The 12,848-nt window shown below is 41.4% G+C and carries 10 protein-coding genes; 4 read left to right on the plus strand and 6 right to left on the minus strand.

Going from position 1 to position 12,848, the window contains the following annotated elements; translation table 11 throughout:
• Positions 1-7: 7 nt before the first annotated feature.
• Positions 8-1,777, minus strand: coding sequence for an ATP-binding protein (locus tag VF06_RS31095; RefSeq protein WP_099069334.1), 1,770 nt, complete (start codon positions 1,775-1,777; stop codon positions 8-10).
• A gap of 174 nt (positions 1,778-1,951) precedes the next feature.
• Positions 1,952-2,188 (minus strand): hypothetical protein, encoded by a 237-nt coding sequence (locus VF06_RS31100; RefSeq protein WP_099069361.1) that lies wholly within the window; start codon positions 2,186-2,188, stop codon positions 1,952-1,954.
• Positions 2,189-2,725: 537 nt separating this feature from the next.
• Here VF06_RS31100 and lepA point away from each other — a divergent pair.
• Complete coding sequence (gene lepA, locus VF06_RS31105) at positions 2,726-4,537, plus strand: translation elongation factor 4 (protein WP_099069335.1); 1,812 nt, start codon at positions 2,726-2,728, stop codon at positions 4,535-4,537.
• A 191-nt stretch (positions 4,538-4,728) separates the two neighbouring features.
• On the opposite strand, the gene VF06_RS31110 is transcribed toward lepA, so the two are convergent.
• The gene (locus VF06_RS31110; protein WP_099069336.1) at positions 4,729-6,018 is read right to left on the minus strand and encodes a dihydrolipoamide acetyltransferase family protein; all 1,290 of its coding nucleotides are present in this window, start codon (positions 6,016-6,018) and stop codon (positions 4,729-4,731) included.
• Positions 6,019-6,651: 633 nt separating this feature from the next.
• Here VF06_RS31110 and VF06_RS31120 point away from each other — a divergent pair.
• Entirely contained in the window at positions 6,652-7,128 is a 477-nt protein-coding gene (locus VF06_RS31120) for a hypothetical protein (protein ID WP_099069338.1), read from the plus strand.
• A 205-nt stretch (positions 7,129-7,333) separates the two neighbouring features.
• On the opposite strand, the gene VF06_RS31125 is transcribed toward VF06_RS31120, so the two are convergent.
• Positions 7,334-7,783 (minus strand): YlqD family protein, encoded by a 450-nt coding sequence (locus tag VF06_RS31125; protein WP_099069339.1) that lies wholly within the window; start codon positions 7,781-7,783, stop codon positions 7,334-7,336.
• Between the two features lie 43 nt (positions 7,784-7,826).
• Positions 7,827-9,803, minus strand: coding sequence for an AMP-dependent synthetase/ligase (locus VF06_RS31130; protein ID WP_099069340.1), 1,977 nt, complete (start codon positions 9,801-9,803; stop codon positions 7,827-7,829).
• 229 nt (positions 9,804-10,032) lie between these two features.
• Between VF06_RS31130 and VF06_RS31135 the strand changes: the two genes are divergently transcribed.
• Positions 10,033-10,278 carry a hypothetical protein gene (locus VF06_RS31135; RefSeq protein WP_199341950.1) on the plus strand — a complete coding sequence of 82 codons (246 nt, stop codon included), beginning with the start codon at positions 10,033-10,035 and terminating at the stop codon, positions 10,276-10,278.
• Positions 10,279-11,071: 793 nt separating this feature from the next.
• On the plus strand, positions 11,072-11,239 hold the full coding sequence (locus VF06_RS41540; protein ID WP_180267465.1) for a hypothetical protein: 168 nt from the start codon (positions 11,072-11,074) through the stop codon (positions 11,237-11,239).
• A 425-nt stretch (positions 11,240-11,664) separates the two neighbouring features.
• On the opposite strand, the gene VF06_RS31140 is transcribed toward VF06_RS41540, so the two are convergent.
• Positions 11,665-12,837 carry an MFS transporter gene (locus VF06_RS31140; protein ID WP_099069341.1) on the minus strand — a complete coding sequence of 391 codons (1,173 nt, stop codon included), beginning with the start codon at positions 12,835-12,837 and terminating at the stop codon, positions 11,665-11,667.
• Between the last annotated feature and the right edge of the window lie 11 nt (positions 12,838-12,848).

Consider the following 12,848-nt stretch of genomic DNA (forward strand, 5'->3'; position numbering starts at 1 on the left):
ATCAACCCTAGCAATTTTTTGTTGAACCGCTTTCATTCGATGAAACTATCACTGGTTGTTGATACAGTGGCACGGTGAATGTAACTGTTGAGCCAAGTCCTTCACCAAGACTGTAGAAATGTACTTCACCACCCATTGCTTCTACTAGCTTCTGGGAAATTGCTAGCCCTAAACCTGTGCCACCATATTGGCGAGTACGGGAGCCATCCACTTGGGAGAATAATTGAAATAGTTTATCTTGTTTGTCTAAGGAAACACCAATACCAGTGTCGGCTACCCGCACTCTCACCATTCCTGGAAATTGCTGTCCTTGAAATTGCGGCTTTGCCTTTTTGAGTACTAAATCGGCGCTGACGGTGATACCGCCTTCATGAGTAAATTTAATGGCGTTGTTCACCAAATTCAGCATCACTTGTAACAATCTTTGGTAGTTACTTTGGACAATGATTTCATCGGAGGTAGCTGGCATTTGCATCTGGAAGCTGAGGTTTTTCATCTCTGCTTGAGGACGCATGAAATTTTCTACGTCAGTGAAGAGTTCGCCTAGTTTGACTGGGGCATAGGCTAATTCCATTTTGCCGGCTTCTATTTTGGCAATGTCTAAAATATCGTTGATAATATGCAGTAAATGTATTGATAACTGATGAGCTTCTTCTAAAAACTGATTTCTTTCTTCTGCGTCATCTGTCATGCCTTCTAAAATCAGTTTTAAAAAGCCAATCATCCCATTGAGGGGAGTACGAATTTCATGGGATACATTGGCGAGAAACTCGCTTTTCAGGCGCGAGGCTTCTTCGGCTTTTTGACGCGCTTCTTCTAATTCTTTATATAAGGTAGCATGAGCGATCGCTGTTCCTAATTGATCTGCTGCTTCTTTTGCTAATTCTAATTCCGAGTCTGTTAAGGTGTAGCATTCATCTTGCCAACTTAAAACCACTAATCCATTGGCTTGGTCTTGATAGCAAGTTGCAACTACCAAAGTTTTGTGTTGTCCAGATTCAGTGTATCCAGACCCATCCATTACGACCGGTTCTAAGGTTGTTAATGCCTGAATAAAAGCTGGTTCAGAAGCTATATCTATTTCTGAGCCAATCATTGACCTCAGTTCTGGCTGGTGATACTCAGCTTTAACCTCTACTTTTGTATGACAAGGCTGATAAGGACAAATAATGCAGCGTTCTAGCCGCAGTGCTTTTCCTAAACTATCTACTGTTTGCTGCCAAATAATGTCTAAATCCAATGTCCGCCGAATATTTCTCGTAATTCGATTTACCAATTTTTGGTGTTGCTGCGAACGTAAAGCCGCCTCTATTTGTGCAGGCGCTTTTACTCCCACACCCAGTTGTTTTTTGTTGAGTGTAGCTTGTAATAACCGTCCCATCACTAAAACTGTAGTGGCAGGCGTTCCCAAACTTGGCATAATCGGACTGATTGTTAAGTCCAACTCAAATAATTCCTGATGATGACTAAACCAGCACTGAAACCGTTCTGGCACCAAATTCGTCAAAATTCGGTGTAATCGTTCCAAATAGGCAACCTTATCCACAGGAGCAAAGATTTGAGTCTGGTTGAGTTCATCAACTATTTTTTCGGTCTTTAACCCCAGGAGTTCGCTGTGCTGCCAACAAAAGGTCAGATAGCGCCCTGCCCCATCTTGCGTGTACACCAACTCGGCTCCGAGAGTCGGTAATGAACCATCAGTTTTACTGTTACTGGTAATAGATTCCAGATTTTGAGAAAAAATATTCGGCAATTGGGATTTGGCAGTAATAGTCATTAATTGAGTTGGATAGACAAAGGGTATCCGACCGGGTTTTTACCAAAGCTGTTCAAATTTTGGCATAAATTTTTACAGCTTTTACATTTTTGATTGAGTATTTCTTGGTGTTTTGAAATTTAAGTTGGCAAACTATACTTTTGTTAAGTAAGATTGACAGCTAATGTAATGATGTCAATCGTTCCATTCCCCACGAGGAGGAACGGGAGTACGCACAGGCGTGCGAGTTAGTTCATCATCTCTTAAGATTTCGCCCCGCAACCACTGACGAATTGCCACCTCAATCACTTTGCTGGGATCGTTAGTGAGATGTTGAATTTGCTCTAGTAATTCTGAGTCTAGGCGGACAGCAATTTCTACCTTATCGGCTCGTGTGTTATCCGCGTCGGCACGTTTGTGTTGCATATTCATAGGTTTATATACTCTGAATTGGTTTTGTTTAAAGCTTTGTAAAGTAGTTATATTCATAATTTGGGCCAATTCACTGAAGAATCTTCGAGGGTATAGTTACATAGTTCCCCGAAATAGCACCAAAGTAACAACTTTAAATTTTAGGTCGCATTTTTCATATAACTGACTAGACAAGAGCTTTCTAGAAGTTTTGCCGATGATTCAGTGACTCCGGACAATTACGGGTGGCAATTGTCCACGATCCCTACATGTACTTATTTACATTTATTGTACGCTTCCAGCTGATGAATACTAGCACCGACAAATAGACTTTCATAATATTCTTAAAAGTCCACCTATTTATCTGCAAAGTTAAAGATGGGGTGAAGAGGGGCAGGGGGACTGTGGAGATGGGGAGATGAGGGAAGCGGAGAATAACCAATGACTAATGACTAATGACTAATGCCAAAGCTAAGAGCGTCTTGGCAAAGAAAGCATTAAAATACATTAAGTAAATTGGTCTTTTAACTTTGGTTGCTGCTAAGGCAAAGATAGTATATGACTGACGTTCCCGCAGTTCGCATTCGCAATTTCTGTATTATTGCTCACATTGACCACGGGAAATCAACCCTCGCCGATCGCTTGCTACAAGCTACTGGCACTGTTGAAGACCGACAGATGAAGGAACAGTTTCTCGACAATATGGATCTAGAACGGGAGCGCGGCATTACCATTAAGCTGCAAGCTGCCCGGATGAATTACACAGCCAAAGATGGTCAGCAATATGTTCTGAACTTAATTGATACTCCAGGACATGTGGATTTCTCGTATGAAGTATCCCGTTCTCTTGTTGCTTGTGAAGGAGCGTTATTAGTAGTAGATGCCTCCCAAGGTGTCGAAGCGCAAACTTTGGCAAATGTATATTTGGCGTTAGAAAATAACCTGGAAATTATCCCAGTTCTGAATAAAATTGATTTGCCAGGGGCAGAACCAGAAAGGGTAATTGGCGAAATTGAAGAAATTATCGGTCTAGATTGTAGTGGTGCGATTCTGGCTTCTGCTAAAGAAGGAATTGGTATCGACGAAATCCTAGAAGCAGTTGTCGATCGCATACCACCACCGCCCAATACAATAAATGAACGCTTACGGGCGTTAATTTTTGATAGTTATTACGACAGCTATCGAGGAGTGATTGTATATTTCCGGGTGATGGATGGCACATTGAAAAAAGGCGATCGCATCCATTTAATGGCATCCGGTAAAGAATTTGACATTGATGAGTTGGGCGTTCTTTCTCCTACTCAAAAGCAAGTTGATGAACTCCACGCTGGAGAAGTAGGCTATTTGGCAGCGGCGATTAAAGCTGTAGCTGATGCGCGGGTAGGAGACACAATTACCCTAAGTAAAGCGAAAGCAGAGACACCTTTACCAGGTTATGCAGAAGCCAACCCGATGGTTTTTTGCGGCATGTTCCCCATTGATGCCGATCAATTTGAAGACTTGCGGGAAGCCTTAGAAAAGCTAGAACTCAATGACGCAGCATTGCATTACGAACCAGAAACTTCTAGTGCGATGGGGTTTGGCTTTCGTTGCGGGTTCTTGGGCTTGCTACACATGGAAATTGTCCAAGAACGTCTAGAGCGAGAGTATAACCTAGATTTAATTATTACAGCGCCCTCTGTGGTTTATAAAGTCATAACCGTCAAAGGTGAGGAACTGTACATCGATAATCCCAGCCGTTTACCTTCTCCCAACGAACGCGAAAAAATTGAGGAACCCTACGTTCAAGTAGAAATGATTACACCGGAAACCTACGTCGGTACGTTGATGGAGTTATCACAAAACAGACGTGGCGTTTTTAAAGATATGAAATATCTGACCCAAGGACGAACCACACTGACCTATGAGTTACCCTTGGCGGAAGTTGTCACCGACTTTTTTGACCAAATGAAATCGCGATCGCGCGGTTATGCAAGTATGGAATATCACCTCATTGGCTACCGCGAAAATCCGCTGGTGAAGCTAGATATTTTAATTAACGGCGATCCTGTGGATTCTTTGGCGATGATTGTCCATCGAGATAAAGCTTATAACGTCGGGCGATCGATGGCAGAAAAACTCAAAGAACTAATTCCCCGCCATCAATTTAAAGTGCCAATCCAAGCCTCCATTGGCAGTAAAGTGATTGCCAGCGAACACATTCCTGCTTTGCGAAAAGATGTGTTAGCTAAATGCTACGGCGGTGACATCAGCCGCAAGAAGAAACTTTTACAGAAGCAGGCAAAAGGTAAAAAGCGAATGAAATCAGTAGGTACAGTAGATGTACCCCAAGAAGCCTTTATGGCAGTACTGCGTTTAGATCAAAGCTGATTTGAAATTAGGGATTTCCAAGTATCCACAGAAGATTGTTAACTGTTGACCGTTGACCGTTGACTGCTAACTGTCAACAGTCAACGACCCCAAGCGGAATCATTCATTTTTTGGAGTTACCTTAGGGCTATGGGCAAATTAGTTTGCTCATAGCTCTAAAATTTAAGTTTAAATTTGGCGTTTTTTCAAAACTACAGTGTCAAAGAGTGAGCATTTGTTTCAATCAATTTCGCCAAATCTTGCAAGAATGCCGCAGCATGGGCACCGTAAATAATTCGGTGGTCTGAAGTAATATTTACTTGCATTTGTTGGCGCACAGCAAATAAACCGTCGGGTGTTGCTACCACTTGCGGGCGGGATGCACCGATCGCTAAAATTGAGCCTTGTCCAGGTGGTAAAATCGCATCAAATTTATCTACGCCAAACATCCCTAAGTTGGACAAAGTAAAAGTACCACTGTTATATTCTTGGGGTTGTAGTTGTTTGCTTCTGGCACGCTCTACTAAAGACTTCCAAGTGCGGGATAGAGAATAAATATCCACTGCGTCTGCTTTTTGCAACACGGGTGTAATTAATCCGCCATCATCCATCGCCACAGCTACGGAAATGTTGATATCAGAATGATAGACAATTCCTTGGTCTGAGTAGCTAGCATTCAAAAGTGGGTGTTTTTGTAATGTTACCGCCACAGCTTTCGCTAGTAGCGCGGTCATTGTTACGCCTTTGGATTTAATTTGTTTATAAAGTTTGTCTAACTCGTCAGTAGTGATGGTGTAACCTACACGGAACACAGGTACAGATAGACTCGCTACCATGTTCCGTACTACCGCATTTTGGAAGGTAGTGAGAGGCACAATGGAACCAGGAACAGCTGCCACGGCTGGTGTGGGTGCGGGTGCTGGTGTCGATGGTGCAGGGGGCGCTACTGGAGTAACAGTGGGTGTTGCTGGGGCGGGGGTGGGTTGCTTACCTTTATTAACAAGTGCTTCCACATCTTCGGCTACAATGCGACCGTAGGGGCCACTGCCTTTGAGTGTAGTCAAATCAACTTTGAGTTCTTTGGCTAACTTGCGGGCACGGGGTGAAGCTATAAGTCTTCCTTCCTTGTGGTTAGAGCCATTTTGAGAGGCCAAAGCAGGAATTCCAACGGAAGCAGCCACAGGAACGGGTTCGGGAGTAGAACTAGCAGCCGCCGCGCCGCCAGAATTGGCAAGAGATTTCGCAGTTTCGATTTCAGCTTCGGTTTCGGCAATGAAGGCGATGGCCTCTCCGACTGAGGCAGTTTCACCAGCTTGCACTATGATATGGGCCAGAAATCCTTCATAAAAGGTTTCTACATCCATATCTGCCTTATCTGACTCTACAACCACCACTGTTTCGCCTTTTTCCACTTTGTCCCCTGGCGATTTCACCCAGGAGACTATTTTGCCTTCGGTCATGGTGGAACTCAACGCCGGCATAAATACTTCGTGAATGCTCATAGGGTGGTTTGGGAATCAATGGTTAATGGACTTTAACAGCTTTTGTCAGATCGAATTGTATCTTGATAAAAGAATTTTAGACTGGAGATTTTATATTTTAGTTTGGGCAAAGGGGAAAGGGGAAAGGGCAAAGGGGAAAGGGGAAAGGGCAAAGGGGAAAAGAAAGATCCCTCCTTTTACCTTTCTTCAAGGCGTTGCCATCTCCCCATCACCTCATCTCTCCATACTTCGGCTCCGCTCAGTACAAGTCTCCCCATACCCAAATTAAGGAACCTTAATCTGATTTAAAGGTCTATACTACAGAGTTATTGTTAAAGGATAGTTAATATTTTGTTTTGGTTGTTGGCTTTCCAAAACCATCAAGAGTATCTTACAAATTAAATGAGATTGCTACAAATATGGCAATCCTATTTGATTTGTGAAAAATATCAGTGGTGGCTGTCAACAGTCAACAGTCAACAGCTTGGGTAGTAAGATTTCACAAATGATTTAGCATTGCTATAGATATATTTATATTCCTCACACCACTGCTTGAGATAGAGGAGCTTCTTGAAGATAGAAAATTATGGAATGCAGTTCAATCTAGAATTCAAAAATTAGTAATTAACCTGTTTGAAATTTCTGTTTACTTTTATGTCGGCAAAGTTAAAATTGTTTTTGATTGTGGTATTAACCATCTTTGCCACTGCTGGCGCTGGAGTTTTGATGACTGGACGCCAGCAACCTCCAGCGATGGTTGATGGCAATGTTGATAGGCAACCACAGCACATCAGAGCGATTCATCAGTCTCAGGAAGTTGTGGCATACTCAGAGCGTTCCAACTATAAAACTATACCCCTACAAAGTATTAATTCATCTCTGCAAGGAAGCGATCCGGCTACACTGGCTTTGAATGCCTTTGACGATGTACCCTCGGTGGGAGGAACGCGAAAGGTAGAGGTGGCTTATCCACAACGAAATCAAGCCTTGGTGACGATTACAGAAATCAAGCAGGGTAATAATTCGGTTGATACAGTTAAATATCGAGTAGAGATGACGACCTTTGGGCGATCGCTTTTTATTAATTCGCCTCCAGTGTGGCAAATTGTTTGGGCTGGAGTGAGGGATTAGTTAGGAGTTAGGAGTTAGGAGTGGGGAGTTAGGAGTGAGGAGTGAGGAGTTAAAAGTTAGGAATTGATAGTCAGGAGTAGGGAGTGGGGAGTGAGGAGTTAAAAGTTAGGAATTTCAACTCATAACTCATAACTCATAACTCCTAACTCCTCACTCCTAATTCATAACTCCTAACTCCTAACTCCTAATTCATAACTTTAGTTGACTAAATGTCGCCGCGAATTTCTTCGACAACGCCATCGCGGAGAACAATTTCTACTTGCATTTTGCTAATCAAGTTATCTCCGGTTTCTACTTTAAAAAAGCCTTCCATTTGGAATTGGTTGACTTCTTGATCCTGTTGGAGAAATTGCACTTGCTGGAGGTTTTGTAGCAACTGATTTTTCTGCTCTAGGAATTCGCTTTTCTTTTGATTGACTTGGAGTTGAATATTGTCAATTTGTTGGAGGGTCTGGGGCCCTGGTGGTTGCAGACTCTGTTTTTGAATTGCACTAATCGCTCTTTGTCCTTCAATGTCTAGCTGTTGCAGTTGCTGGTCAAGTTGATTAATCTGTGCTTGCAGCTGCTGTTGTACTTCCTCTTTCCAGAGGGGAGTAACAATCACTTTAACGTTAACGACGCGTTTCAACAGCAAATGAGATTTGGAGACATCCATAAATATTTCACGTTCACTCTTATATAGTTGGCGGGTGGAATCATCAGGCAAACATGCCGTCAATAATATCGCGATAGCGTTCCACAACGACGTGTCGGCGAATTTTCAATGTTTGTGTCATCAAGCCGTTTTCGATGGAAAACGGTTCCAAAATGAATTTAAACGGCCCGATGCGGTCATCTGGTCGATAGCCTGGACGATTCTGCACTTCGCGATTTAGTTCTTGGCGAAATAAATCCTGGATTATTTTACTCTGCAAGTTTATTTTTTGACTCGATGCAGTAGTTTGGTTATCGTCCTGAATATCCAGTGTCAAGTTCTGAGCTGTTGCCCATTTTTCTAAGGCTTCGACATTGGGGACAATTAAGGCTCCCAAGCTGCGTTGGTCTTGACCGAGAAGCATGATTTGATCGATATATGGCGATCGCAAACACGCATCTTCGATTGGTTGCGGCTCGATGTTTTCGCCGTTAGTCAAGACAATGGTATCCTTGGCTCTGCCAGTTAGCACTAGGTCGTTTTGTGGTGTCAACCAACCCAAATCGCCGCTATCAAACCAACCTTCACGGTCTATTGCTTTGGCTGTGGCTTCGGGATTTTGGTAGTAGCCTTGCATAATTTGGGGCCCCCTTAACAATACCAAGCCTCGTGTTTCTGGTGGCAAAGGTGCTTTGGTCTCCGGATCTACGATTTTAGCTTCTGTTGCTGGCAGTGGTAACCCCGATGCACCAATCAAATTTCGCCAGGGACGACGCACGTGGGTAACTGGAGAAGTTTCTGTTAAGCCATAACCTTGCAAAATCTGGACGCCAATAATTTCAAAGAAGTTATCGATGTGTCTGGGAAGCGCACCACCGCCACTAATCATCTGCTTGACTTGTCCGCCTGTGGCTTGGCGCACTTTGGCATAAACTAGTTTTTCTCCCAATTTATGCAGGGGTAATAAAACCACGGTAACTATGTTAGCTACAAATCTTTCTTTGGCTGAAGCATGAAGGTTATTTAAATCCAATCCCTGAGCAACTCGCTGTGCTTTAATATATTTCTCGCTGATGCCTAATAAAAATTTAATTAGGCGTTGCTTTTTGGCTGGTTGTTCGCGGAATTGTTTTTGCACGCCTTCATAAATGGATTCCCACAAACGAGGTACACCCACCATATAGTTGGGTTTAAATTGTCTCAAATCTCCTTTTACTGAACGCAAGTTAGTGTAAACTTGCGTGCAACCTTGAGATAAGAGGTAATATTCAACAGTTCGTTCGTAGCTGTGCCAGGAAGGCAAGATACTAAGAACCATGTCGCCGGGATTTGGTTGCAATACTGTACCAAATGTTGTCACTTGGTGCATCAAGTTACTATAGGTCAACATCACGCCCTTGGGTTTGCCTGTGGTGCCAGAGGTGTAAATTAGGGTTGCTAGGGCGTCACGATTTTGCTTGACTGGCACAAAATTATGATTTGCTCCAATTTCATTCAATTGGGGAAAATTTAGCACCTTTAAAGGCCCTTCTGTGGGCGGTGCTTCATCTGAAAGTAAGATGACGAATTCAATTGGTAAATCGTTGAGGCGGTCTTGGAGTTTTTTCAGTGTCTTCAAATCTTCAATTACCACTGCTGTACTACCACTGTTGGCAATGATGAACAGCAGTTCTTCTTTTTCGGCTTGGGAGCTACGCACAGCATCAACTCCTCCAGCAGTCATGATACCCTGGTCGGCAATAAACCATCGGGGACTGTTATCAGCAATTAAGGAAATGCGATCGCCTAGTTTTACTCCCAAACTTTGCAACCCAGCAGCAAATAGTTGTATTTTCTCTGCTAACTGAGTATAAGTAATCACTATTTCTGGTTTGGTGTGGGGGCTGTGTAAGGCAACAATATCACCAAATTCGCGAGCTGCCAAAGGCCAAATTTCTGGTAGCGATTGCACATTTGTGTAATCTACCAACTTCTTTAATGCTTGGCGTTCTCGTTCGCTGATATCAGATAAAAAAGAAGACCCGGTTTGAGTTTTTGACATAACACCTTAATTAAATTTCAGACCATCGCTTTTGTAACTTATTTTTTTTATTACGCTACAATAACTGTCCTCATTATCCACATTCTCTTTTGTGTATGATAATTCCTGGAATTCTCACTTTATATTTACAAAAATTTATGTTAAAGTTGATTTACATAGACTGCAAGCTATAGATCGCGTTTGCAGTTAGAAATAGCGATCGCCTACTCTTCAAGGGGATGATTACCTGATGAATTTGATAGACGTAACACTGCTAACGTTGATTAATATTGCTGCCTGCATAGTGTTTCCCAAGCTGATAGATATCTTTACAGCTAATAAAACTAAGTTGACTCAATTATCAGCGAATAATTCCGAATTACAAATAGCGAAAGTTCAAGTGACGAGTTTTCCCTATTGTACAGTTTACCCATTGACGGGTAGGCAATACTGCAAATTTAGTCCTGATTTTTGCGATCGCTGTTCTCCCAATTGATGGAGTGTTTGAGAGCAAAAAATTTTGGGTATTTGCAGAATAATTCTGAATTTTGATGTTGACGGTTGACGGTTGACGGTTGACAGTCAATATATAGACTTCTAAGAGAAGTCGGGAAAAGGGGAAGGGGGGCATGTTTGGTATTTTCCCTTTCCCCAATAAAGATGTATCCCTTTTTCCACAACAGTGCAAAAAGCACTTTTGTAAGAGACTCCATGAGTTGCGCTCACAAGGAACAATAAAAATCAATTATATAATGCCCAATGACCTATTTTTAAGGCAGGTCTAAGGGATTGCGTTTGATAGCAAACTTCTAAAAGAATGGGAGAAATTAACATTTCTCTGATAGCTATTTCTGCAACTGAATCAAAAATATTTCACACAAAACAGTTAAGTGTTGACCGTTAAAGGTTTACAGTCAACAGTCAACAGTCAACAACCCCAACTGCAATAATTTATTTTTTGGAGTTCCCTAAAAGCTTTTAAATTCCATCACTAAGCATGTCAATACTAAATTTCCCATTAAATATTTCATTTTATTAAAAGTTGTATACTATTATTAATAGTGATTTACAACTGAAGTTCATCGCTCTACATGTAGCACTAAATTACAGAAAATTTTCTCTCTGAATATATATTTAAAAACTGATGGTTACCATTAGTAAAAAAATATATATAGTTAGCTTATAACCAATAAAAGAAATTCAAAATACCGTTTTCAGTAATTGTATTAATTTTGCTGCAAACTAGTAATTATGTGAAATACATTTTTTTAAACAGGGGAGATAACATTATGAGTTTAATAGATGGGTTATTACTGACGCTGTTGAATACTGTTGCTTGCCTAGCACTACCTAAGCTGCTATCTGTAATTCTGTCTGCCAAAAATCAGAAGACTACACTATCCCCAGTGACCGTAAATTCGCAAGATAGCAATTCTGAAATTCCCAGCTATTCCTAATGTCAGCTAAATATCTATAAATAGATATCGCCTTGATGAGGAGAGCCATTTAAACATAGGTGCAAGGCGATATCTAAAGAGCAATAGGACTTACGCAACGCCGATATTGTCATTGCGACCGAAACGGAGTGTAGGGAAGCAATCCCAGCGTCAGGGGGGATTATTTCGCTATCGCTCATAATGACCGAATTACGTTATTTTTGCGTAAGTCCTGAGCAAGTTATACAGATTTTTGGCAAAAAATAACTTCGATTATTTATCAAACAGCAATATTGGCGTCAGTCGTCAGAATACAGGAAAGGTATTTTGTACAACTGGCGGATAGGGCAGGGTAAAGCCTGCGGCATGGCTTCTCTACGAAAGTCTTCGAGCATTGCGTCAAGATTGCTGAATTCTGTATTCTTGTTCAATGATGTGTTCTTGGTTTAGTGATTTTTAGGTCTGACGATAACAAAAAATGCAAGTAAAGTCATAACTAACATTTGCCAAGTAACCAAATTCCAGCCGCCTAGATTCCAGCATAATAAGCCAAAGCTAGTACCTATAGCACCACCAATAAAATAGGTAGTCATATAGACTGTATTGATGCGGCTATTGGATTGAGCATCAAGAGTGTATATTCTGGCAATATTAGTAACCTGCATTGCCTGTACGCCTACATCTATTAACAATACAGCAACAGCGATCGCTAGTGCAGAGTTAGCAGCTATTTTCGCAATTACTAAACTGGCAATTACCAGCGATACGGCAAGAGTCAAGGAACGTTGAGAGTTACCTTTATCGGCTAGTTTACCAAAAACTGGTGCTGCCAATGCTGCGACGATAGCCACGAACCCATATATGCCAATTATGTCAGATTGGAAATAAAAAGGCGCTCCACTCAAATGGAAAGTCAGCGTCGTCCAAAATGAGCAAAATACACCAAATAATAAACCACCAATCAATGACGCTTCTCTTAACAATGAAAAACGTTTTAATTGGTGGAGTGTTGATTTTAATAACTCCCAATAATAACCCTCAAAATCGTTGTTGACATTGGGTAAATATATTTGTAATAAAATAGTAATCACTAAAATCATTACTGCTGACAATCCATATACATAACGCCAAGTCAGCCATTCTGCAATATACCCACTAAAAACTCTTGCTCCTAAAATTCCAATCAATATCCCAGTAAAAATATTACCTACAGTTTGGCCTGTAGTAACCCTATCTATACTTGCTGCTAAGGGAAGAATAACCTGGGCTGAGACTGTGGTAATTCCAATTGCTATGCTCAATATCCCGGCTTGAAGGATGTTTTGTGAAAATGTCATGGCTATCAACAAACAAAACAAACATACCAGCAAGCAAAGAATTAATTTTTTCTTGTTGATTTTATCACCCAAGGGGATTAAAAAGAAAAGCCCAAGACCGTAACCAATTTGTGAAAGCACAGATATACTACCTGCTTCGCCTTCACTGACTTTAAAAGAAGATGCAATATCGTTAAGAATTGGCTGATTATAGTAAATATTAGCAACGCAGACACCAGCTGCGATCGCCATAATCAATACCTGGACTTTAGTTAATCCGTTACTTGAGGTTTGTGTTTCCATTTAATGTAAAT

Origin of the sequence: Nostoc linckia z4, from assembly GCF_002608075.1 — a bacterium.
Lineage (GTDB): Bacteria > Cyanobacteriota > Cyanobacteriia > Cyanobacteriales > Nostocaceae > Nostoc > Nostoc linckia.